This window comes from Sphingomonas sp. UYP23 (assembly GCF_054059235.1).
The window spans coordinates 4,384,377-4,407,683 of the sequence record NZ_JBSSBX010000001.1; the positions used below are offsets into that span (position 1 = coordinate 4,384,377).

21 protein-coding genes and 1 pseudogene are annotated in these 23,307 nt (G+C 64.1%); 11 read left to right on the forward strand and 11 right to left on the reverse strand.

The genetic code is table 11. The annotated features are described in order from the left end of the window. Positions 1–246: 246 nt before the first annotated feature. Positions 247–930 (reverse strand): reactive chlorine resistance membrane protein RclC, encoded by a 684-nt coding sequence (gene rclC / locus ACVWYO_RS21680; RefSeq protein WP_457354360.1) that lies wholly within the window; start codon positions 928–930, stop codon positions 247–249. Positions 931–1,039: 109 nt separating this feature from the next. On the opposite strand from rclC, the gene ACVWYO_RS21685 reads away from it, so the two are divergent. The 3 genes from ACVWYO_RS21685 (at position 1,040) to ACVWYO_RS21695 (ending at position 4,014) form a co-directional block, all read left to right on the forward strand. Further along, entirely contained in the window at positions 1,040–1,978 is a 939-nt protein-coding gene (locus ACVWYO_RS21685; RefSeq protein WP_457354362.1) for an AraC family transcriptional regulator, read from the forward strand. Between the two features lie 195 nt (positions 1,979–2,173). After that, entirely contained in the window at positions 2,174–3,412 is a 1,239-nt protein-coding gene (locus ACVWYO_RS21690) for a condensation domain-containing protein (RefSeq protein ID WP_457354364.1), read from the forward strand. A 170-nt stretch (positions 3,413–3,582) separates the two neighbouring features. After that, positions 3,583–4,014, forward strand: a complete 432-nt coding sequence (locus ACVWYO_RS21695) for a DUF2721 domain-containing protein (RefSeq protein WP_457354366.1) — start codon at positions 3,583–3,585, stop codon at positions 4,012–4,014. 159 nt (positions 4,015–4,173) lie between these two features. Here ACVWYO_RS21695 and ACVWYO_RS21700 read toward each other — a convergent pair whose 3' ends face one another. The 3 genes and pseudogenes from ACVWYO_RS21700 to ACVWYO_RS21710 form a co-directional block, all read right to left on the reverse strand. Beyond that, positions 4,174–4,668 carry an IS4/Tn5 family transposase DNA-binding protein gene (locus ACVWYO_RS21700; protein WP_457354368.1) on the reverse strand — a complete coding sequence of 165 codons (495 nt, stop codon included), beginning with the start codon at positions 4,666–4,668 and terminating at the stop codon, positions 4,174–4,176. A gap of 214 nt (positions 4,669–4,882) precedes the next feature. Further along, positions 4,883–5,818, reverse strand: a pseudogene (locus ACVWYO_RS21705) (IS1380 family transposase); the annotation flags it as partial. Between the two features lie 1,167 nt (positions 5,819–6,985). After that, positions 6,986–7,186, reverse strand: a complete 201-nt coding sequence (locus tag ACVWYO_RS21710; RefSeq protein ID WP_457355100.1) for a DUF2274 domain-containing protein — start codon at positions 7,184–7,186, stop codon at positions 6,986–6,988. A 103-nt stretch (positions 7,187–7,289) separates the two neighbouring features. Here ACVWYO_RS21710 and ACVWYO_RS21715 point away from each other — a divergent pair, with 103 nt between their 5' ends. The 4 genes from ACVWYO_RS21715 (at position 7,290) to ACVWYO_RS21730 (ending at position 10,354) form a co-directional block, all read left to right on the forward strand. Next, entirely contained in the window at positions 7,290–7,448 is a 159-nt protein-coding gene (locus tag ACVWYO_RS21715; RefSeq protein ID WP_457354370.1) for a hypothetical protein, read from the forward strand. A gap of 265 nt (positions 7,449–7,713) precedes the next feature. Then, the gene (locus ACVWYO_RS21720; RefSeq protein WP_457355102.1) at positions 7,714–7,998 is read left to right on the forward strand and encodes a hypothetical protein; all 285 of its coding nucleotides are present in this window, start codon (positions 7,714–7,716) and stop codon (positions 7,996–7,998) included. Next, positions 7,889–8,116, forward strand: a complete 228-nt coding sequence (locus tag ACVWYO_RS21725; RefSeq protein ID WP_457355104.1) for an MFS transporter — start codon at positions 7,889–7,891, stop codon at positions 8,114–8,116. Before ACVWYO_RS21720 ends, ACVWYO_RS21725 begins: the two co-directional genes overlap by 110 nt. Before the next feature lie 1,092 nt (positions 8,117–9,208). Continuing rightward, positions 9,209–10,354, forward strand: coding sequence for a glycosyltransferase (locus tag ACVWYO_RS21730; protein WP_457354372.1), 1,146 nt, complete (start codon positions 9,209–9,211; stop codon positions 10,352–10,354). Here ACVWYO_RS21730 and ACVWYO_RS21735 read toward each other — a convergent pair. Genes ACVWYO_RS21735 through ACVWYO_RS21745 form a run of 3 tightly spaced genes read right to left on the reverse strand, consistent with a single transcriptional unit; the run spans position 10,288 to position 14,374 of the window. Then, entirely contained in the window at positions 10,288–11,199 is a 912-nt protein-coding gene (locus ACVWYO_RS21735; RefSeq protein ID WP_457354374.1) for a galactosyltransferase-related protein, read from the reverse strand. The two genes, ACVWYO_RS21730 and ACVWYO_RS21735, sit on opposite strands and share 67 nt — an antisense overlap. Next, the gene (locus ACVWYO_RS21740) at positions 11,196–12,356 is read right to left on the reverse strand and encodes a glycosyltransferase (RefSeq protein ID WP_457354376.1); all 1,161 of its coding nucleotides are present in this window, start codon (positions 12,354–12,356) and stop codon (positions 11,196–11,198) included. Before ACVWYO_RS21740 ends, ACVWYO_RS21735 begins: the two co-directional genes overlap by 4 nt. Then, positions 12,353–14,374, reverse strand: coding sequence for an HAD-IIB family hydrolase (locus tag ACVWYO_RS21745; protein WP_457354378.1), 2,022 nt, complete (start codon positions 14,372–14,374; stop codon positions 12,353–12,355). Before ACVWYO_RS21745 ends, ACVWYO_RS21740 begins: the two co-directional genes overlap by 4 nt. A 363-nt stretch (positions 14,375–14,737) precedes the next feature. Between ACVWYO_RS21745 and ACVWYO_RS21750 the strand changes: the two genes are divergently transcribed. Genes ACVWYO_RS21750 through ACVWYO_RS21765 form a run of 4 tightly spaced genes read left to right on the forward strand, consistent with a single transcriptional unit; the run spans position 14,738 to position 18,903 of the window. Then, positions 14,738–15,673 (forward strand): glycosyltransferase family 2 protein, encoded by a 936-nt coding sequence (locus tag ACVWYO_RS21750; RefSeq protein WP_457354380.1) that lies wholly within the window; start codon positions 14,738–14,740, stop codon positions 15,671–15,673. Then, positions 15,670–16,881 (forward strand): bifunctional PIG-L family deacetylase/class I SAM-dependent methyltransferase, encoded by a 1,212-nt coding sequence (locus ACVWYO_RS21755; RefSeq protein WP_457354382.1) that lies wholly within the window; start codon positions 15,670–15,672, stop codon positions 16,879–16,881. Before ACVWYO_RS21750 ends, ACVWYO_RS21755 begins: the two co-directional genes overlap by 4 nt. Further along, positions 16,878–17,840, forward strand: coding sequence for a glycosyltransferase (locus tag ACVWYO_RS21760; RefSeq protein WP_457354384.1), 963 nt, complete (start codon positions 16,878–16,880; stop codon positions 17,838–17,840). The genes ACVWYO_RS21755 and ACVWYO_RS21760 overlap by 4 nt, the downstream gene beginning before the upstream one ends. After that, positions 17,833–18,903, forward strand: coding sequence for an acyl-CoA dehydrogenase family protein (locus ACVWYO_RS21765; protein WP_457354386.1), 1,071 nt, complete (start codon positions 17,833–17,835; stop codon positions 18,901–18,903). The genes ACVWYO_RS21760 and ACVWYO_RS21765 overlap by 8 nt, the downstream gene beginning before the upstream one ends. 170 nt (positions 18,904–19,073) lie before the next feature. Here ACVWYO_RS21765 and adhP read toward each other — a convergent pair whose 3' ends face one another. From adhP to ACVWYO_RS21785, 4 genes are all read right to left on the reverse strand, one after another. Beyond that, positions 19,074–20,168 carry an alcohol dehydrogenase AdhP gene (gene adhP / locus ACVWYO_RS21770; RefSeq protein ID WP_457355106.1) on the reverse strand — a complete coding sequence of 365 codons (1,095 nt, stop codon included), beginning with the start codon at positions 20,166–20,168 and terminating at the stop codon, positions 19,074–19,076. A 123-nt stretch (positions 20,169–20,291) separates the two neighbouring features. Next, positions 20,292–21,743, reverse strand: a complete 1,452-nt coding sequence (locus ACVWYO_RS21775) for an NAD(P)(+) transhydrogenase (Re/Si-specific) subunit beta (protein WP_457354388.1) — start codon at positions 21,741–21,743, stop codon at positions 20,292–20,294. Positions 21,744–21,747: 4 nt separating this feature from the next. Next, the gene (locus ACVWYO_RS21780) at positions 21,748–22,095 is read right to left on the reverse strand and encodes a proton-translocating transhydrogenase family protein (RefSeq protein WP_457354390.1); all 348 of its coding nucleotides are present in this window, start codon (positions 22,093–22,095) and stop codon (positions 21,748–21,750) included. Beyond that, positions 22,092–23,261: an NAD(P) transhydrogenase subunit alpha gene (locus ACVWYO_RS21785; RefSeq protein ID WP_457354392.1), complete on the reverse strand. Its 1,170-nt coding sequence runs from the start codon at positions 23,259–23,261 to the stop codon at positions 22,092–22,094. Before ACVWYO_RS21785 ends, ACVWYO_RS21780 begins: the two co-directional genes overlap by 4 nt. Between the last annotated feature and the right edge of the window lie 46 nt (positions 23,262–23,307).

Sequence of the window (23,307 nt, forward strand, 5' to 3'; positions counted from 1 at the left end):
CGGTATCGTGATCGCCGAACGAAATTGGCAGGTCGCTAGCCTCCCAGATACACAAGCGTTGCGGAATTACTCCCCGCGTCGCGGGTGCAAGAAGTCATGGACTGGCCACTCCCTGCAGGGCGTGGCGGCAGGCAAGGCGGTTCGACAGCGCACGGGTGTCGACTACGACCTATTTCGCAATCGTCACACGTGTTTGCATTCATGGTGCTGGCAGGCTGCGGTCTCGTGAGCGCTCGTCCTGGAATGCTACCGAACTCCAGTCGCGCGTGTCGAATGACCGCGCCTCATGAGCAGCTGGCGCGCGGTGTCGGCCATGATGAGCCAAGACCCGGCAAGCAGAGCGACGTCCTTTACCACCAGACGCCCGGGGCCCGACAGATACGGAAAGCCATGCTGTGCGTCTCCGAGCGCCGGCACCCAAGCCTCGGGCGTCGTAGCGAGGAACGAAAGGGTGACAAATGGCGTCGCGAAAGCCAACAGCGCTCCAACCATGCCGAGCCGTTTCGACCAGAGGCCGGCGAGCGTGAGACCGCCGATCAACAGTTCGACGGACCCGAGACCTGTGGAAAACGCGTAGGTTCGATTGGCGATTTGCCAAGCGCGCTGAGCTGGAACCAGAATGCCCTCCTTGGTGAGATGGGCTGCGTAATCCGCAGGATGCAGGTAGAAAAACCGCAGAAGCGGACTGTTCGCAACAAACGGCGTTATGCTGTCCGCCTCATAGGGCTGGAACTTGAGCCAGCCGATCCAAATGAATATGATGGCGACCGCAATCTTCATCGCGCCGATGCCCAGGGCGGTCGAGCGGGGATCCGCGAGAACCCCCAGAGCCCGGCCGGTCAAAGTATCCACTCGCCCGTTGGCCGCACCGCTCGCGCCCGCCACGTCGGGCTCGGAAGAGGAACGGGCGGTTCGATCGTTCGAAAGCATTACAAGATCTCCTCGTCGGTTGAGAAGAAAATGGGCGGCGCGCTCCCTGCCTTTTATGCCGCGGCGGTGCTTCTTGCTGTCCGCGCGGATCAAAGCGATGATTCGGCACGTGGCTGACCTACCCGATCATCTGACCGCCATTGCACCCATGCTCCGGGTGCGGCCCGAGTTACAGGACTTCTGTCGCTTCGGAGGACACTGGCGCTCACCGCACGCACCAATGGACACCGGATGGGCCGCTTTTCACATCGTCATGAAAGGGAATTGTTGGGTTGAGCGGACCGCAGAGCGATCGGTCCGACTGGAGACCGGCGATGTGCTCCTGCTACCGCACGGAGACGGTCACGTCGTGTATGGCGGCGGCGGCGCTCATGAGTTCCGCGACGTCGCCACCATTTATCGCGATCATATCCGCATCAAGGAAACCACAGGCACGGCGATCGAAACCGAGCTGGTGTGCGGCCGCCTCTATCTCGAGAACGCTACCGAGAACCTCCTGCTTCGAGCGCTCCCTAGCGCCATCGTACTGAATTTCGGGGGAGCCCAGAAAAATGCCAGTCTCATGGCAATGATCCGCGACGAACTGAATCTCGGCCGCGCGGGAGCTACCGCGATCGCGTCGGATCTCTCCAGCGCATTGTTCACCATGCTCTTGCGAGAGCATCTTGAGAATGAGCCACCGGTGCACGGACTCCTGGCGACGCTGGCCGCTCGCGAGACCGGGCGCGCCGCGGCCGCCATGCTGAAGCATCCCGAGCGGCGTTGGGACTTGAACGAACTTGCTGAAATCGCAGCGGTCTCCCGCGCCACGTTGGTGCGTGCCTTTCGCCGGATGAGCGGCTTGCCGCCCCAGGCCTTCCTCACCGAGATCCGCCTTACGCTCGCGCGCAATCGGATCATCCACACATCCGAACCGCTTGCGGTGATCGCCGCTGGGGTCGGTTATCACTCAGAGGCGGCGTTAAGTCGAGCAATTCAGCGCCGTTTCGCTATACGTCCGGGTGCAATTCGAAGCACGACGCAGTTGTCCACACCCGGCTCATTGTAGCAACGCCGAGCACTTCAACGGTGATTTGATCCCCTCGGGCATTGGCATGAGCCGATCGGGTATAGTCCTGCTGACCGCACCTACCCATTTCGCCAAGCGACGCCAAGTGGCGACCGCCTGCCGGGCGGCGCCTGCACTTGGCCTTTGATATCAATTCGCGCGGACTGGGTTCAGCTGCGCATCGAGGCACCGACCATGACGAAGCACCCTCAACCTCTAAGCGAACTCCGCAATCTGGGCGGAATTGAAACAGTCTTTTGGTTGATGGATCAGAACCATCAGACCCACTTCTGCATCGTGGCCGAAGTTGCTGGCGAGACGAGTGAATCCCAGTGGCTCGATGCGCTGACCCTTATCGGAAGCCAGTCTCCGCTCGTCAGCGCACAGATCCTAACCGCGGCCGATGGACGCCCTTTCTTTGCCACTACAGTTTCGAGGGGGGTGCCGCTCCAGGTCGCGGCGCGCGACAGGAGAGGATGGGAGGAGCATGTCGCGGATGAGCTCGCGCTTCCATTCGACGTCGCATCCGATCCGCTCGTTCGAGGTCGCCTGTTGCATGATCAAGAACGGTCGGTTCTCATTCTGACCTTTCATCACGCAGTAGCCGACGGAAGTTCGGCATCCATCTTCCTTCGTGAGGTCCTTCGCGTCGCAGCTGGTTTGGCAGTGAAAGTCGGAACGACCACGACTTCGCTCGAGCACGCCATCGACCAAGAAGGTTGGCCGGACATCGAGTTCGCACGAGGCACGTCGGGAGATATTCCGCCCCCTGGATATCGTCGCGCGCAAGGGTCCCGGGCGACGATCCTATCACGTCATCTCTCGATCGACGCGACGGCGAAACTGCGCGCCAGAGCGCGGGCGGAGGGAGCGACGGTTCACGCGATCCTGTGCGCCGCTGCCGCTAGGGCATACAGCATGGCAGCGCCGGGCGACGCGGCGCGCCCCCGTGTCATGACGCCGATCGACGTGCGGCGCAGGCTTCTTCTCGGAACCGAGAGCTTGGGCCTATTCGTCAGCGCGACAACTACGAGACTTGATGAACAGTCCGCCGACATATGGGACGACGCGCGTGAATTTTCAGCAAGGCTCGGGGTCTTCAAGGACCCGACGGTCCTCGCCGCCAATGTCAGAGGAGTGCGCGCCTTAGTCGCTGAACTCCCCAGCGTCGAGGAGACAGCAGCCATCTGGGCTAAGGCATTCGGCGCTGAAATCTTGCTGACCAACCTGGCGACGGTCGCCATCCCCGACCATTACGGCAGTCTGGTTCTAGAGCGCTTATGGGGACCCGCAGTCTCGATGGGTATCGAGTCGGAGCAAACGATCGGCGTGATCACGCTCGGAGGCCGGATGAACCTGCTGCACACCAGCTACGAACCTGCCGATGGATTCCTTGACGTGATGGTATGCCTATTGCTGCTAGCAGCGACATAGCGTCCATTTGCGGGTTCGGAGCGCCGGCCGCCGGACGGAGGACCGGCACCAATCACCGCCCATGCCAAGGATGGTCTGATCAGGGTTCACGGTCAGATACCGATGTGAAAAGGCGCGAGACTGTTCCTGCGCGACTATTTTCTTGCCCGCTGGGTGGGTATGGTCGGATCATGCAACCAGACGTCAATTACGCCGCGCACGTGGTTCAGCTCGCACTGACGCCAATCTTCCTGCTGACGGGCGTTGCGTCACTGCTGAACGTGTTCACGACTCGCTTGGGGAGAGTGGCCGATCAGGTGAGCCGGCTGTCGAGCGAACCGACGAAGCGTCCGCGCCAGCTCGCACGCCTGAGACTACGATCGAGATCGCTCGACGTCGCCGTGCTTTTTGCAGCGTTGGCAGGAGGTCTCACCTGCTGCGCAGCCCTCACGCTCTTCCTCAACGCCCTGCGTAGCGGTGCCGCAGGTGAGATCCTTTTCGGTCTTTTCGGTGGCGCCCTGGTCTGTGCGATAGCTGCCCTCGCCGCATTCTCGTTCGAGATGTTACTGGCGGGCCGGACGGTGCGTGAACTCGTCGATGAGGGAGAAGCGAGAGCTATGTAGCCCCCAGGAATCATATCGCCAACGTGAACACACCGATCCGGCTGCCCCAGCAGAGCGACCGACTGGCGGAGATTATCGAGCCAACGAACGCTCTCCTTTGCTTCGATCGGAACCCGCGTCGGGTTTATCTTGCGCTTGAGCTGAGCAGTGCCCTTGAACTTATCGCGGTTCCAGAATTTGACCGCGGCCAGTCCGAGAGGAAGTGCCTCCTCGGTGACAACGAGACTGGAATGCATAAGTATACCGCAAACCGCATGGTGGCGGAGTCGGCCACTTTTGTCGCGACCACTGTTTACGCTTTTGGTAAAGCCGACGTCGTGCGGGTTCCGGCGCTGATAGGTGAACTCTGTCGTATCCTGAATCACCGAGATCGGTCCCGTCAGGCCCGGCACACCGCGCCTTTGTCGCCTCGAGATGGCCTGCAAGGATGTCCCCTTCCTCGACCTTTGGGTTGGAAAAGAACCGATATGCGGCCTTGGTGCTCGCCCAGTCCTGACACGCCAGAGGGATTGTTCCTCCCATCCTGTCGCTCAGGCGGCGAAGCAAATCGCCGAACCGACGCCCGAGACGGACATCTCTGAAAGCGGCCTCATCAACCTCGCTGCTCGACCAGTGATCACCCACAAGCAGCAGTTTTTCGCTTTCGGCCTGCATCGCGCACCTCACGAGCAAAATCACGGTGCTCGTGAATGAATCACAACTGATTCATCCAATTCAACAATTTTCTTTCGGAGGCACGCAAGCGATTCAAATACTTATGGGTAATTGCAAGCCGGCGGAGGCCGCCTTGCTGATTGTGAGCTGGAGCTAGCCTGATCTATTCACCGGCAGCGTTTCTCAGCCGATGGGTTAGCGCAGGCGTCGTTTAAATGCGAGCAACGACGCGACGTTCGGTATTCCCCCAGGTTTTCGCAGCGTAGCGCGTCTCTGCGTAACGCCGTAGTTCGACCAGTCCCTGCAATGCCCGGTCGGTCGCGCAGGCATCGCCTTCCCGAACGATGGCCGGATCGGCGTGGAGCGTGCGGTTGCCGGGCAGCCCGAAGATGTAGTCGATGCCGTTCGCCTCGCACCAGGTCATCGGCTCTGGCCGACCGTAGTGACCATCGCCGCGCAGCGTGATCCGGGTATCGGGCCAGTGGCGACGGATGCGTCGCACGAGCCGGCGAACATGGTCGGCGACTTCCTTGCCCGACGGCGTTTTGCCGGTGTGCAGCAGCATCGCAACCGGCCGCCCGGTAGCGGTGTCGTAGACATGGATCGGCAGGAAGCAGCGCTCGCCATAGTGCCCGTTCCAGAAGGAGAGCTGCTGCGCGCCGTGTACGACGTCGACGGTATCGTCGATGTCGAGCGTCACCGCCGCAGGCGGCACGGGGTAGCTCGCGCAATAGAGGTCGACCAGCGTACCGGTCAGACAGATCAACTCGCGCGTAGTCGGCGCATTCTCCCACCGGCTCATCGTCGGCTGGCTGGCCAGCCCGAACGGATCACCCGGCAGTTTGCCGAGCGCCAGCTTGAATCCTGGATCATGCCGCAGGGTGTCAAGATCGGCGGCGTCTTCATACCCACACGAGATCGCGAGCATGCGGGCGCGCAAGATGTCGGCGACCCGGTGGATCACCCGACCCTGATCGCGCGGATCAGCGATGCAGGCGGCGAGCCGATCCGCGATCCCCAACCGCCGCTCGGCCTGTGCGAGCAGCAGTACGCCGCCGTCCGACGTCAGCCGACCGCCGTCGAACGCGGCGGTGATTTTTCGACCACGAATGGCTGGGAAGGTAAAGGAGAACCCGCTATCGTCAGCCATGGCGGTCGTGGCACTTTCTGTCTGGAGCAGAGGGATGGCGTAAGCACCCTTTCTCTACTCCAAACCAAAGACTTAGACCACGATCGCCACCACCGATTTGGGCTCCCGATGAATAATCCGGGCTAATGGCATCAGCCTGGCGTCCTTATTGCGCCACGCATAGAATGTCGCGTCGCTGATTCAGGCTTTGCCACACACCTCGCCGATCGCTGTGCCGTCCTAGGCCTGCTTCAACACCAACGCGATCTGCGCCTCGTTAAACTTCGATCTCTTCACCGCTCCCTCCGTCACCTGCCCCTCAATCCTAAACTGGAATTTTCAAGCTCAAAATGGTCCAGAAAACGGGCAGCAGGTCAGGACGAGTGGGCATTCGGCCGTACAAGCGCTTTCTCATGCGCCCTTACCTCAACTTCCTGGCGCCTGCGCGCATCGCGGTTAGAACGGACCCGCTGGTTACGAATAGCAACCTCCGCGCCTCGACGTTGCTCGCTGAGGCAAAGAGCCAACCGTGAGGTGTTGACGATGCAGACGCGCTCAAAAGTCCTGGAAGGACCATCCGCCGTGGAGCGCTGCTCGGACGCCAGGCAAAGCTGCCACGCCCTTAAAGTCGACGCCCCCGATACGTCAGCTATTCAGATTGGGTCGTTTTCCGTGAACGACGCAGTCAGGGGCGCCCTACCCCATCAGTATTGGTAATGACATGGATGCGACGATGGCGGCAGCATCGCTGCGCCCCGATCGTAAACTAGTGAGACATGCGGACCCTCCGGACGTGATGATCACGGACCAAGCGGGGCCGCGAGACGCAAACTTGCAAGATAACTTTCGGTTTTGATCGAGATCGTTGGCGACAACCTGTACCCCCCGCCACCCCGGAGAGTCGCCAGCGAGGCGGTCGGAGCCCACCCCCCCCGGGGCTCCGACCGCCGTCCTTTAACGCTTGGTCGGTCGGCGACGGACTCGGCGGAATAATGAATGGAAAGAACAAGCGGCCTCCTGGGCGTCGGAAATTGCGCTGTCTCAAATGCGTCGGTCTCGATAAAGCGCCCACCGCGTCCGACCCGCGCTCAGAGGATCCCGCCCTTTTTAATTAGCCTGCACAATGTGTCGAGATGCACTTTCCGAACTGCGGCGGCGTCGGCGAAGGTGAGCAGTGCCACGGATAGGTCAACTTTGGCGGGTCGAGGGTGACCGAAGCGATTCCGCGAATTCACAGTCGCTGTTGAGGAAGGCGATAAGCATCGCAGGGACCAATCCCGCGATCAGTTCGGCGCTCCCATCGGCGGTGGCATTGGCCCGACCATAGGCATCGAGGGGGCATGCGGGTGGGGAACGACAACGAATGTCAACTTGACGGAAGTCACCTATAACGTCAGCATAATTATGATGAACGGCAACAGCTACCGGCTGAAGCGAACCCCGCGGGCGCCGACGCTAAGCCGCAAGGGCAGAGCAAAATCAGGCCACCGAGATGATCGACCCCGAAATCGGCGAGATCAACCACAGCCTGATCAACGACGACAACGATATGAAAAGGGCCCAATTGGGGCCTTTTCATATCGTCAGGCCCACATCAACATTGGCCTGCTTTTACTCCCCCCCCGCTGGCGTGGAACGCGGCCGGCGTTGACAAACCCGCGCATTCAAAGTCGATGCCCAACACTATCATCCTTCCTGACGGCCTTTTCTGATGAGCGACGCCAAGACAGGGCGATCAGTCGCCCACCCCCGCTGGACAATCGTAGCGACTATGCTGGCGTCCAGCCTTGCCTTCATCGACGGATCCGTGACCAACGTCGTGCTGCCGTCGATCGCGCAAGATCTCGGTCGGCAATCCAGCGAACCTCCCCTGGATTATCAACGCATACCTCCTTCCTTTGTCCGCCCTGCTATTAATGGGCGGAGCGGTCGGGGATCATTTTGGTCGCCGACGAATGCTGATCGCCGGTATCGTGCTGTTCGCGCTTGCGTCTGCCGGCCGTCCTCTGGCGCCCGACTTGCCGACCCATCTTGCCTCGCGGGCGTTCAAGGGATCGCGCCGCTGTCCCGATGCCGAACAGCTTAGGTATACTGGGCAGCTCGTTTCAGGGCGAGCCACGTGGACGGGCGGTTGGCACCTGGGCGTCGGCAGGCGCCGTCGCCAGTGCAGTGGGACCGCCGGTTGGAGGATGGCTGATTGACGTGGTCGGTTGGCGCGTGATCTTTTTTCTGAACCTGCCCGTCGCGGTGGCCGCAATCATCGTCGCCTGGCACTATGTCAGAATGCGATTTACTACCGCCGCACATCGAGCCCGCTGATCGTGCCGCTGTACCGGTTCAAGCGCCTGCAACTCGAGGATGACATAACGAGGCGGCGGCGAATTTCCTGACGGATTACCATAACGCGTACGCTGGCACCGGATGAAGGCCTTGATGACAAGCTGCATAGCGGCCCCTGAACAAACGCTGCATACTGAAATTGATAAGCGACACAGCGAACGACTGGGATTGGTACGCGAAGCTCCCAACATCCCCCAATCGTACCGTGACCGTATTTGTGAACGCGCTTGACGTTCAACGATGTGGTTCGTTGTAGCCATTTGTTGCCTGTCGTGAACACGAATGCAGCTAAGTGTTTGATATTTAAAACTGAATATACGTCTCTTAATCAGCGGGTCCTTGGTTCGAGCCCAAGTGCGTCCACCATTTACTCCAAGCGCAGTCGGATCGCCGAGTTAGCGCGGATTGAGCCGCAACGGCTTCGTGATGATTTTAGGTCGGTTTCTTGATAGTGCGTTGGCGACCATCGCTACTCCGGGAGCGTCTTCGATGGGTCACTGAGGAGCCACATCGTGCTCAGCCAGCGGCGAAGCACGAACCAAAGGCTACGCTAGGTCTTTGGTCGCCGCGCGCAAAACCGCGGCTGTGACGGCAGAAATTCGATCAGCCTCGGGAGGTTCCGGTACGTCCACCGATCGCCGGGTTTGTCTGACGTAAGGCGGTCCGAAGTTTCTTTTTCGGGCCCGGCCGGTGCGTCACATCTGCTATTGCATCCACCAGACCTCGATAATGGACGATCAGAGAAACCCGCCAGCTATGGAAGCCGCGACATGCGGGACACGTCTGCCGTTGGTCCTGCTCTGGCGATGCAGGACTTGGAGCATCCTCACGCCTCCGCGACTGAAGCATCTCGGACGCAGTGCGACCTTGGAACTGGTGTGATCGGGGCAGCCCACACGCTTCGAATTCTATTTCTCAGCTATGCCATGCGAGCGTGTGGCCCACGAAAGAGTGCGGCCCCCTGTATCTGAGCCCCGCGGAACCCGCGCGAGGATCGCGCCCGGCGACCGAATATTGGTTGATCGACGCACAATCGCGGGCACGATCCCTAACGTAAGGTGTTTCAGCCTCATGCGCATCTCCGAGCCCGCCAAACGCACGATGATCCCCGACGAGCGAAGCGCGCCTTTGAGGATCGCCGTTATCGCCCATCTTCGCCATCCGATCGCGATGCCGTTCATGGGCGGCATGGAAGCGCACTGCCATCAATTGGTCACGGCGTTGGTCGCACGCGGTCACGATGTCACGCTGTTCGCCAGCGGCGACAGCGACCCCGCGCTGCCGCTACACCCCATCGCAGACCGTCATTACGAATCGGTCCTCCCGTGGGCGCAGTGGCATGGCACCAAGGAGCTAGCCGCGTTTCAGGACGCCGCCTTTGGCGGAGCCTGGGACCGGATCGCCGGCGGTACATTCGACATCGTCCACAACAACACGATGCACCCGACGTTGCACGCCCTCGCCAGTCGCGATCGCACGGCGATGGTGACGTCGCTTCATGTCCCCCCCTTTGCCGGACTGGCGAACGCGGTTGCCGCTAACGAAGCCGCCTGGCTGCGTCAGACCGCGACGTCGCAGGCGCATCTTGCAACGTGGTGGGCCGTGCCGCCCGACACCGCATCGGTAGTCCATAACGGCATCGATACCGAACGCTGGCGGTTCCGTGCGACTGGCAACGGTCGAGGTGTCTGGGCTGGTCGGATAACGCCTAACAAAGGCACCGCAGTCGCCCTCGAGGCCGCGCGGCTAACCGACATCGAACTGGACGTCATCGGGCCGATCGACTGCATGGATTATTTCAATGATCGGGTCGCTCCGCTGCTCGATCATCGCCGCGTCTATCACGGCCATCTGGGTGGCCAAGCTCTGGTCGATGCAATCGGCTCGGCATCGGTCCTGCTCTCGACTCCGATGTGGGACGAACCGTTCGGCCTGATCGCCGCCGAGGCGTTGGCCTGCGGCGTTCCCGTCGCAGCGCTCGATCGCGGAGCGATGCGTGAAGTTGTGGGCGACTGCGGTGTCCTCGCGACCGATGCCGTCTCGCTCGCAACCGCCATAAGTCGGTCGGTTGCGATCTCCCGTACGGCGTGTCGCAAGCGGGTAGCGCGGCTGTTCTCGCTGCCATCGATGATCGACGGCTACGAACGTTCCTATGTCGCCGCGATCGCAGCTTCGCGCGTTTCGAGCTGTGCCAGCACAATGGATGTACTCGCATAGGGCTGATCGACCTGCTGGCGGGTCAGCGCCAGATCATCCTCCCGCACGTCGCGCAGCCGCACATGCTCGCCGTCGCGCAGCGTGATCAAGCCCATCAGCGTGAACGCCTTGAGCCAATGCTCCATGGTGAAGTGCCCCCATTTGTCGCGGAAGCGCGCGGCATTGGCGATCACGCTGTCGACATGGTGGACAGGCGGCATGTGGTGCGGGTGGTACTGATGATACACGCGCGCGCCACGCACCCAGTTGATCGGCACGCCGGCGGTCATCGCGACGCGCCCGAAATCGGTGTCTTCCCCGCCATAGCCGACATAGCGTTCGTCAAAACCGCCGATCGCGAGAAACGTCGCGCGGCGCATTGCGAAGTTGAGCGACCAGAAACAGCGATAGTCGGTGCAATCGCCGAGCGCGTCGACCGGCGGCCCCGCCCGTTCCGAATGCTTGACCCCGATCGCGGCGAACCGGTCGAAATCGAGCCCGTCGGCCGTCGCCCCCGAGGGCAGGTACAGGACCTCCCCCATCAGCACGGCATCGACCGATCGCAACTGCGTCACATAGTCGGCAACGAGCGACGGCTCCGGAATGCAGTCGACGTCGAGAAAAATGAGATGCTCGCCATGCGCCGCCTCGGCGGCGGCGTTCCGCGCCGATGCCAACGGAATGCCGTCGGCGCCCATCATGATCTGCCGCACCGGAAACCGCGTCTCGGGCAAGTCGTACGCCGCGCTTTGCATCACCGCGATCACGAGCTCGTCGGGGGTTTGCGTCTGCAGATCGAGGGCACGAACGACGTTGACCAAATGGGCCGAGCGACCATGGGCGAGCGTACAGATCGAGATGGTCATGACAGGCTTTCACAGATGAGATGATCGACGGCGGCACGTTCGGGAGATGGCGCGATGCCGGGCGACGTCCAGGCCGCGTCCGCCAGGCGCGAAAGCCACACGGCGACGTCCTGCGCCGCATCGGCATCGAAGAGGGCGCGTTGCCGCGACAGGTCGAGCGACGCCGCCAGCGCCCACGCTTGTGTCCAAGCGCCGACATGCGACGGCCAATGGTCGAGCATCGTCGCCGCGCCGGCTTGATCGAGCATCCGGGCTTTCCAGAGCTGTTCGTCGAAATACCGCCATTCGGGCACGACGATCCAGGGACGCCCGATCGCCGCGATCATGTGGACCGTCGTGTTGCCCGCCGAGGAAACGACCCGATCCGCCGCCGCGATATACAGCGCGGGCGTATCGACCCACCCGAGATGCTTGAGGTTGCCCGGCGCCGTCGCGTGCCACTCGTGTTCGACCGACCCGATCGTCAGCCAAAGCACGTCGGGCTCCGCCCGCGCGCCGAGCGTGAGCGGGGTCGCGGGGGTGCCGGTGCCGCCGCCGCCGGCGATCACGACGACGATTTCGGCATCGAGCGGCAAGCCGAGCGCGCTCCGCGCAGCGTCGCGCTCGATCGCGTCGATCCCAACCCCGACGCCCGGCGCATAGTGCGTCTTCGCGAGCATCCACGCCGGCCGTCCCGGCTGCTCGAGCGATGGCGCATAGGGTGCCAGGATTCCAAGCGCCGATTCATATGCCGCCATATGCCCCGGATCGCTGCGCTCGCCGTGCTGGAGGACGCTCACGCACGGGACCGACGCGATCCTGGCGAGCTGTGCCAGTTCCGCCGATACGTCGGTGATGAACAGCGCGGGCTCGGCGGTGTCAAACCACGAGGCGATCACCGCGACAGCGTGCGTGATGCTTTTCCAACCGAGCGGCGCGCAATGGAGGTTCGAGGGCGTCGGTGCGTTTGCCAGACCGACCGGCTCGTCGCCGACCGCTTCGAACAGCGACGGGATCGTGCGCACCGTGACGTTTGCGGCGAGCGGCGGGAAGATGTCTGCGCGCGCCGAGAACAGCACCACCGGACGGTCGCCGGGCAAGGCATTGACGATTGCCGCGGCGCGCTCGGCATGACCGCGCCCCTGGTGATGGACGAAATATCCGATCGGCCGGGTCATGCCGCGCGCGCCATCGCAAGCGCGCGCATGCCCTCGACGACGCCTGCGGCGTGTGCACGGCGTGCAAGGTAGATTGTCGGGCGCCCGATCAGTTCGGCAAGCTCCGTGCTGTAATTGGCGACGAGGATGCCGTTCTGGCACTGCGCGAGCATATCGAGATCGTTGCCGCTATCGCCGGCGGCATAGACCTGATCGGGCGACACCCCCAAGGCGCGCGCCGCCCATTGCATCGCGGCACCCTTGCCGGCACGCGCCGGCACGATATCGAGCAACCGCCCGTGACTGTGGATGACTCGCACCGGCAGATCGGCCACCGCGCTGCGGATGGCAGCGACCACCGCAGGCTCCTCGGCGAAATAGCTTCGCTTGTGACGACGTTGCTCGACGGCCGGCTGGCGCTCTACGCCTGAAAGGCCCGAGACGCGCGCGTCGACCGCCGCCGGTTCCCAGCCGCGATCGATATGCGCGGCATAGTCGGCATCCGCAACGAGCCGCGTGCCATGGCGCCAGTAGATTTCGGCACCGACCGAAGTGATCAGGACATCGGGCGCGGGTTGCCCCCATTCGCCGAGCAATCGCTCGGCTTCCTGTAGCGATCGTCCGGTGGCGACACCGAAGGCGAGGTTTGGTTCGGCCTCGAGATACGCCGCCATGCCGAGCGCGCCGACGGTGCACCCGGTCAGCGTATTGTCGATATCGCAGAGCAGCAACCGCGAGGGGCGCTGTTTCGCCGTGGCCACCGTGGAAAGACCGTTGACGATCGCGACGAACCGCGCGGCATATCCATCCCAATCAAGGATGCGCGCATTAACGCGCCCGGCACTCGACGCACGTGCCCACGCCATCTCATCGTCGAGCAACGTGTTGATCGCAGCGGCGAAGCTCGCATGATCGCGCGGATCGGCAACCAGCCCATGGCCCAATCGCGCGACGATGTCGGCAGGACCGCCATGGGACGTCGCCACTACGGGGAGCCCGTGCAGCGCGGCTTCGGTCAGCGTCAGTCCATAGGGTTCGGTTCGCGCTGGGTTAACGAAGATGCCGCGCGTTTCCCGCGCAAGCGCGTAGAGCGCGGCCACATCATCGGCGGTATGGCGCTTGGGCAGCGCGAGCGTGCCATAAAGGTCGTGTCGGTCGAGTCCGGCCAGCAGGCCCGCGATGACGGTCCGCTGTTCATCCTCCCCCGTGTGGGGGCCGTCGCGCAGGCCCGCAACGATCACCAGATTGGCACGATCGCGCAGCCGCGCGTCGCCCGCGAAAAGGTCGATCAGCCCGCCAAGGTTCTTCTTGGCAACCGGCCGGGCGATGGCGAGAATCATCGGCTTGTCGGGATCGCGCAGAAATGGCGCGATCAGGGCCCGTGCGCGCGTCAGATCGCTTGGCGTGGCATGGGTAAGGCCCGCCCCGGGTGCGACGCAGTGGATCTTCGCCGGGCACGCCGCCGGGTACAACATCAGCTGCCGTTCGGTCTCATCGCGCGAGGACGCAACGATTGCATCCGCCGCGCCGATCGCCCGGTTCTCCTCGGCGATCCGGGGCGCGATCGTCTCGTTCAACCCCTCCGCGCAGTTTGCCTTGTCGATGCCGAGCGAGTGCGCGGTGTAGATGAAGGGGATACCGAAACGATCGCGAACCTGCGCGGCAACGTCGGCAGCGTCGGCGAAATGCGCATGGATCACATCGGGGCGCCGCTCGAGCGCCGCGATGTGCGTGATCAAGGCCGCGGCGAAGGCGGGGCGATCGGACGTCGCCTCCCCCTTGGAGAGATATCGCCGATCGGCGGTTGCGATCCGGCGGATCGCAAGCTTTGCGGTTATCGGCTCGAACGGCACAGCATAGGCCGCGCCGAGCCCGACATCTTCTATCAGGCGTGTGACGATCTCGACCCTGTCGACGTCGCTGCGCACCGCCAGCGCCTGGGCGGCTCCCAGCGCATAGGTGATATGCCCGCCGGTATCTTCGGTCAGGCCGAATTCGATGGGCGGGCCTTTCAGACACCCGCCAAGGGCAATCGACATGATGAACAAGGGCCGGAAAACCTTACGTCAAGAGATAGGCGCTCCTGTCGGAACTGACCATATTAACGCAGGGTTCATGTTGTGGTTGCGCGTTAGAGACCTGGGTGGTCCGGATTTCATATTGATCTGTATCAGCGCGAACGTTCGTACTCTTTGGTGGGCTGGTATTTCGACGAATGCCATCGCCCGGTGTTCACGGCCTGAGGCGTCGAATCCGCGCGACACGCGTTGAGCGTCGATGTGGAGGTCGACAATGCGCGCCGAAGGCAAAATACCGCAGAGCGGCAGACAGAGTGACGGTGTCGAAACCGGGCGCGTTCGGATCTTCCGTACTGGTCTGCTTTTCCTCGCGTCAGGTCGCCCATGCAAAGCCTCGTAGCGATACCGACCTACCAGCGCGCGCATCAGATCGTACGCGCGGTCGAGGCAGCGCTGGCGCAGTCGCAGCATGACGTCCGTGTCGTCGTGATCGACGATGGTTCGACCGATGAGACTCAAGCCGCGTGCGCGCGCTGGTTCGGCCATCCCCGCTTCGGGTACATCAGGCTCGAGCGGAACCTCGGCACGGCGGCTGCCAAGAACGTCGCGCTCGCGCTCCTTGCGTTCGATGCGATCACCTTCCACGATTCCGACGACATTCCCCATATCGACAAACTGCTCCGCCAACAGCGCACGCTCTCGCGCTCCGGTCTCGTCGCTGCCGATTGCGCGCCCTGGCATCTCGCAGGCGGCGGCCAGGTCGCCGATGCACCGGCCGAGCTCGACCTGGTGCTGACCGCGCATCGCTTCCTTTCGGCCGATGGTCGCGCGGCGCGGATCGCCCGCACGCTGTCGCTGGTCGAGGATTTCTTCCCCAATCTGCAATTCTCCGCAGGACCGCCCGGCGACTGGGTGCTGATCAACAGCGGGCTGTTCCGGCGTGACCTGTTCGCAAGGATCGGCGGCTATGCCGAAAGCGTCGAGGAAGATCGCGACCTGCGGAACCGCGCGCTGATGGCAGGAGCGCATATCTGGTTCATCGACGATGTCCTGCTCGACAAGTACGAACAGCCCGATAGCCTGACCGCCACAGGCGCGACGGGCTATTCGAGCACCCGGCGCAAGGACGATCGCACGGCCTTATGGCAGAGGATCGCCGACTGGCGCCCGGGAACATCCCCCGCGCCGGTCCCGATCGATCTCGGCGACATGGGCATCGCGTTCGCATCTCTGCCGCAACCCCTGGTCGTTGCGACCGACATCGCCCTGACACCCGCTACGCGCGACCGGCTCGATGCAATCGTGGCGGGGCTCGCATGACCGCATCGCTGCTCGTCATAGCGCCGCATGCAGATGACGAAATTCTGGGCGCGGGTGCGATCATGGCGCGCGCTGCACAGGCCGGTGCGCGGATCGCCGTCGTCGTCGCCACAGACGGCGCAGCGTCAGACCCCGGGCGCGACGCCAAGGTCCTGGCGAATATCCGGCGCGACGAATGCCGCGCCGGGCTCGAGCACATGCTGGGACATGCCCCCGCACTCCTGTTCCTCGACCAACCCGATGGCGGGCTGTCGAGCACCGCGATCTCCTCCGCCCGAATGTCGGCGCTCGCAGCCTTTGTTGCCGACGCTGCGCCGGATACGATTCTCGTCACCGATCCTGCCGACGGGCACCCCGATCACAAGGCGGCATTCGGCCTCGCCAGCCGCATCGTCGGCTCTGGGATCGGCCGGCTGCTCCAGGTGATGCCGGTGAGCCAGCGGGTCGATCGCCTGTTCGATCCGACCGGCTATGACGCCATCGCGGTGGGAGACTTCGCCGAGCGGAAGCGCGCCGCCCTCGCCTGTCACCGGAGCCAGCTCGACCCGGTCGCGGGATTCTCGCTAGCGCCCGACATTTGCGACGCCTTCACCACGGTCGAATATGTGCGAACCGCCTATGATCGCCGCGATCAGAGCAACGACGCGATCCCCGCCGCGCATTTCGATTCGCTGTTCACGCAGTCGCCCGACCCGTGGCGCTATGACAGCGAGCCCTACGAGCGCGATCGTTTCCAGCGGACGGTCGCCGCGCTGGCAGGGCGCCGCTATCGCTCCGCGCTCGAACTGGGCTGCGCGAACGGTGCGCTGACCGAGCAGCTCGCGCCGCTTTGCGACCGGTTGCTCGCGACCGACGCTTCGCAGCCCGCTCTGAGCGCCGCGCGCGATCGCATCGGCGCGCGCGCGAACGTCGTGCTCGAGCAGCGGACGATGCCGCAGGACATGCCCGACGCGCGCTTCGACCTGATCGTCGCGAGCGACATGCTGTATTACCTCGGCCTCGACGGTGTCGTATCGCTGATGGCCGCGATCGAGCGGTCCGCGACGCCCGATGCGCGCATCTTCCTGGCCAGCTACCTGGGCGAGACCGATACCATCATCACTGGCGAAATGGCCGCCGAGATCGCAATCGCGCATCTTCCCGGCTGGACGCGGATCCACGGCGAACGCACCGATCGTCTGCGGATCGACGTGATGGCGCGGATATGACCAGCGATCTCGTCGCGATTGCGATACCCGCCTACGACGAAGCCGACCGAATCGGGCGATGTCTCGACTCGCTCGCCGCGCAGGACGATCCCGGGCCGATCGTCGCGGTCGTCCTCGCCAACAATTGCAGCGATGCGACCGCCGCGATCGCACGCGCGCCGCGTGCGATCCGAGTCGATGTCATCGAACACAGCTTCGCCGATCACGAGCGTGGCGCGGGCGCCGCGCGCCGCATGGCGATGGCGCACGCCGCGCAGCATGGGACGATCGTGCTGACCACCGATGCCGACTGCGTCGTCGATCGCGACTGGGTCCGCGCGCATCGCGCTGCCTTTGCGCGCGGCGCCGATGCGGTCGCCGGGCGGGTCAGCGCGGACTGGTCCGAACTGTCCCTCCACCCCCTGCCCGCGCTCCGGATCGGCGCGCTCGAATGGACCTATCTCGGTCTGATCGCCGAAGCCGAGCCGCTTTTCGACCCGCTCGCGCACGACCCCGCCCCCCGCCACGCCCAACGCTGCGGCGCCAATCTCGGCATAACCCGCGCGATGCTCGAGCGGATCGGCGGGGTGCCGGCGCTGGCGACCGGCGAAGACCGCGCGCTGCTGGCCGCGGTTGAACGAGCGGATGGACGCGTCCGCCACGATCGCGCGCCGCACGTCACGGCATCGGCGCGTCTGGTAGGACGCGCCGGCGGCGGCATGGCCGACGCGCTGCGCCAGCGGCTCGCCGAGGACTATCTGTGCGACGATCAGCTCGGGCCTGCCGACGCGTTGATCGCGCTGTGGCGCGCGCGTCAGGCGGCGCGCGCCGCATGGCGCGCCGATCTGGCGGACGGAACGACCTTCGGCAGCGCATGGGCAGCGACCGAGCGCAGATCCTATAACACCCCCCGGCTCCGCCCGGCCGACCTCCCTGCCGAAATCGACCGCTTGCGCGACTGGATAGCCTCGAATGCCTGAAACGATATTGGCGGACGATATGCTCGCGGCGATCCGCAGGGGCGACGAAGCGCTCGATCGCGGTACGCGCGGGCCGGCACTCGAACTCGCGCTGCTCGCCGATGCCGGCCTGCTGTCGGCGCCGTTGCCCGTCGGTCGCGGTGGCCGAGGCTGGGGCACCAGCGCCACGGGTGCCGAACCGATGTTTGCGCTGTTGGTGGCGCTGGGCGGCGCCAGCCTCCCGCTCGCGCGGATCTATGAAGGCCATGTCAACGCGATCAAGCTCGTCCTGCGCCACGGGGATCAGGACCAGCAGCAGCGGGTTTGCGACGCGGTCACCGGCGGCGCAATCCTTGGCGTCTGGGGCGCGGAGCGCGACCGCCCGGTCACGATCGATGCCGACGGGCTGTTGGCGGGGGTCAAGACCTTCGCCTCGGGGCTCGGCGAGGTGACGCTCGCCATCGTCACCGCGCGCGTCGCGGATGGGCTGCGCATGGTGGTGATCGACGCCACCGATCCCGCGCGCGGCGAAATCTTCGATTGGGACGTCGACGGCATGGTCGGCAGCCAATCAGGTCGGTTCGATTGTACGGGGCTCCCAGCGATGCGGGCCGATTGCCTAGGGGCGGCCGATGCGCTGTTCATCGAGCCCGATTTCAATGGCGGGGTGTGGCGGTTATGCGCCTGCTATGCCGGCGCGATGGAGCGGCTAGCGCGCTTGACCGCGCAACGGATCGGGCAAGAAGGACGCCATGGCGACCCCCTTGCCGCGCATCGGCTCGGGCATCTGGCGATGGAGGCACGGGGCGCGGCGTTATGGGCCCGCTCGGCGTGTCTGGCCGTGGAAACCAGTGAGGTGCCCCCGGCAGAGGCAGTTGCGACGACGTTGTTCGCGCGCGAAGCGATCGAGCAGGCGGCAACGCGCCTGCTGGCGCTCGTCGAACGCCTCAACGGCACCGCGATGCATCGACGCGGCAGTGAGATCGGACGGCTCGCGCGCGATCTCCGACTGTATCTGCGACAGGCCGACCTCGATGGAAAACTGCGCGTCGCAACTGCAGAGTGGGTCGTCGGTGGGCCTTGATCGGCGGATAGACATCCCGATCGGCACGGACGCTGCCATCCTGAAGCCGCGCCACATGGTCAAGCCGGGCGCCCCGCCGTTCTCAACGGGTTTCTGCGGATGCGATTGGTAGGCCACATGCCGAAACGACCCAGCCGGGCGCACGTTGCGGCCGGCTGGGAGGCTTCGGATCAGGCGCGGACGGGAACGGTTGGCGTGGTCTCCTTGCCCGAATCTGCGGCTTTGTCGTTTTTCGTGTCGGTGAAATCGAGCACCACGCGAGACGGTACGTCGCCATTCTCGAGCCGCTCGAAGATCGTGTTGATCGATGCAAGCGGCTGCAGTTCGATATCGGCCTTGACCTTGCCTTCTGCAGCAAATTGCAGGCACTCGGCCATATCCTTGCGCGTGCCGACGAACGACCCGCGAATGGTGATGCAGTTCGCAACGACATCGAACAGCGGCGTGGGAAATTCGCCCGGCGGCAGACCGACGAGCGCGCACGTGCCCCGCTTGCGCGTCATCTCGATCCCCTGCTTGAACGCCGTCAACGATGGTGCCGTGATCAGCACGCCGTGCGCGCCCCCACCGATCGCCTTCTTGAGCGCCTCGCCTGGGTTCTGCGTCCGGGCGTTGATGACCATGTCGGCGCCGAGCCGCGTCGCATGGGCGAGCTTCCCGTCGTCGATGTCGACGGCGCAAACATGCAGGCCCATGACCTTGGCATATTGAATTGCGAGATGGCCAAGGCCGCCGCACCCCGAGATGGCGATCCATTCGCCTGGACGGGCTTCGGTTTCCTTGATGCCCTTATAGGTCGTGATCCCGGCGCAGATCAGCGGGGCTGCCTCGGTCGGGCTCAGTTTTTTGGGGATATGTGCAACGTAATGGGGGTCAGCAAGCACATATTCGGCAAAGCCGCCATTCTGGGTATAGCCCCCGAATTTCGCTTCGGCGCACACGGTCTCCCAGGCCGACAGGCAATATTCGCAGTGACCGCACGCGGAATAGAGCCATGGCACGCCGACCCGATCGCCTTCTTTTACGATCGTGACCCCGGCGCCGAGCGCAACGACGATGCCGATCGCCTCGTGCCCCGGAATAAACGGCGGCGTTGGCTTCAGTGGCCAATCCCCCTTCGCGGCATGAAGGTCGGTGTGACAGACCCCGCAGGCCTCGGTCTTGACGAGGATCTGGCCGGGCCCGGGCAAGGGAACGGCGCATTCCTGCAGTTCCAGCGGTTTGCCGAAGGCGGTGACGACAGCGGCGTGCATTGTCTTGGGAATCATGACGCGTTCCTTAGTCGGGGGGAATGATTGGCGCGGATGAGGCTCAGACTTCGAGCATCGCGACTGCTGGAGAGAATGCAGCCGAACACACGAGAGCGGGCGTTGCTGAGGTGCTGGCGATCATGCCGCCGCCGCCCCGAGACCGCGCACGGCCTCGATCATCTTGATCAGCACGGCCTGCGCATCGCCATAGACCATGTCGCAATTCGGTTTGTAGAACAGCGCGTTGACGATGCCGGAATAGCCTTTGCCCTGCCCGCGCTTGATGACGTAAACCTGTTGGGCCATGTCCGCGTTGAGGATCGGCATACCGAAGATCGGCGAGGATTTGTCGGTGCGCGCCGCCGGATTCACGACGTCGTTGGCGCCGATCACCAGCACGACGTCGGTGGTGGCGAAGTCGTCGTTGATGTCGTCGAGCTGGAATATCAGGTCATAGGGCACGCCGGCTTCGGCCAGCAGCACGTCCATCTGTCCCGGCATTCTGCCGGCGACAGGATGGATCGCGAAGCGGACCTGTACCTTGGCGGCGAGCAGCAGCTTGACGAACTCGTAGAGCTTCTGCTGCCCCTGCGCGGCGGCCAGACCATAGCCCGGCACGATGATGACGCTGCTGGCGTAGCGCATCTGGATGCCCGCATCGGATGCCTGCGTTTCGCGCTCCGTGCCGGTGACCGCGCCCGCCTTCCCCTTGGCGGCAACCTCCCCGAAGTTGGAGAAGAGCACGTTGGCGACCGAGCGGTTCATCGCCTTCGCCATCAGCAGCGTGAGGAGCAGGCCGGCCGCACCGACCACCATGCCGGCGATCATCAGTGCGGGATTGCCGAGGACATAGCCTTCGAACCCGACCGCGAGCCCGGTGAAGGCGTTGTAGATCGAGATCACCACCGGCATGTCCGCGCCGCCGATCGGCAAAGTCATCAGGATGCCGAACGTCAAAGCGAGGCCGAAGAAGATCAGGATCCAGGTGGCGGCGGGCAGCACCGGTGCCACGCCGCTGAGCGCGGTGAACACCATCCAGCCACCGATCGCGAGCGCGGCAATGAACACGACGCCGTTCAGGGCGCGCTGGCCGCCGAACCGCAGCGGATTGCCGAGCACGCCCTGAAGCTTGGCCCAGGCGATCACCGACCCCGACATCGAGACCGCGCCGATCAACGCGCCGAGCAACGTCACGATGAGGTGCGTGCTCCCGACCGCCCGGTTCCCGAACAGTTCGACCGCAGCGATGCCCCCCGCCGCTCCGCCGCCCATGCCGTTATAGATCGCCACCATCTGCGGCATGGCGGTCATCGCGACCTTGCGGCCGACGATCCATGCAAAGCCACCACCGATCGCGAGTGCGACGACGGCGAGCACGAGGTTGACGATCAGATGCGGGCGCGCCGCAACGTCGATCGTGAAGGCATAGAGGAAGCTGACCAGGACCGCCGCAACCATGCCGATGCCTGCAACGCGGATGCCCGAGGCGGCGGTCGCGGGCGATGACATGCGCTTGAGCCCGAACAGGAACAGGAAGGCCGCGACCAGATCGGTCGCGCCGATCGCGATTTGGGAAACGACGGCGATCATGGTCTCACCCCTTCTTCTTGAGGTGGACGACTTTGCGATGTGCTGGCTTGCCCGCGTCGCCGCTCGATTTGAACATCGCCAGCATCCGGTCGGTCACGGCATAGCCGCCCGCAGCATTGCCCGCGCCGAGCAGCACCGCGACAAAGCCGATGCCTTGCTCGAGCGGCGTGCTGGCGTTGAGAAGGGCGAACACGCCACCGACCACGACGATGCCGTGGACGAAGTTCGAGCCCGACATCAGCGGCGTATGCAGGATCGCTGGTACGTTCCCGATGATGACCCAGCCGGCAAAGCCGGCGAGCATGAAGATGTAGAGGGCGATGAGGCCCGTCATGGCGAGGTCGCTATTCATGCTCGGGGTCCCATCGCGGTCACGCCGCTGTCGCGGTCGGGTGTGGCGGATATTTCGCGCGTCTTGTCGGCGTCACACAGCTTGCCATCATGGGTCAGCGCGGTCTTCGCCAGAACCTCGTCGGTCCAATCGATCGTCACGATATTATCGTGCAGCATCAGCGCGAGCAGATTGAACTGGTTCTTGGCGTAGAGCTCGCTCGCATCTGCGCCGAGGTTCGACGGCACATTCAGCGGCGCGACGATCGTCACCCCATCGACACGGATCGTCTCGCCCGGCTGCGTCGCTTCGCAATTGCCGCCACCCTCCGCCGAGAGATCGACGATCACCGCGCCCGATTTCATGCCCGCCACTTGGGACCTGCTGATCAGCTTGGGCGAGGCTTTGCCGGGGATCGCGGCGGTGGTGATGATCAGGTCGGACGCCTGGATGTGCTTGGTCAGCGCGGCGTCGACCTTGGTCTTTTCGTCCGCGGTCAGCGCGCGGGCGTAGCCGCCCGTGCCCGTCGCATCGACGCCGGTATCGACGAAGGTCGCGCCGAGCGACAGCGCCTGCTCGCGGGTTTCGGGACGGACGTCATAGCCTTCGACCACCGCGCCCAGTCGCTGCGCCGTGGCGATCGCCTCCAGCCCGGCGACACCGAGCCCCATCACAAGCACCTTGGCCGGCCCGATGACGCCCGCGGCTGACGTGATCTTGGGCAGGACGCGGTCCATATGCGTCATGCCGAGCGCGACGGCGTAATAGCCCGCCAGCGCCGACTGGCTCGACAGCGCGTCCATCGCCTGCGCGCGCGAAATACGCGGGATGCGTTCCATCGCGAAGCAGGTGACGTGCCTTGCGAGCAGGCGCTTCACCAGTTCGGGCTCGTTCGCCGCATAGACGAAGCACAGCAAGATTGAACCGGGCTTCATCGCATCGACGATATCGAGCGCGGGTGGTTGGACGCACAGCACGACGTCGGCATCCGCGACCATTGCGCTGCGATCATCCATGAAGATCACGGCGCCATAGGCCGACTCCGGGACCCGGATCGCGTCGGCGGCACCGGTCTGCATGTGGAGTCTGGCGCCCAGCTTGGTAAGTTTGGCCACCGTCGACGGCACCAGCGCGACGCGGCGCTCGTGCGGCTGGGTTTCCTTGAGAACGGCGATATTCACGTACATGGGGCGCTCCGCGGTCTCGCTTCAGGGCGCCCGGCAGGATTGCCGG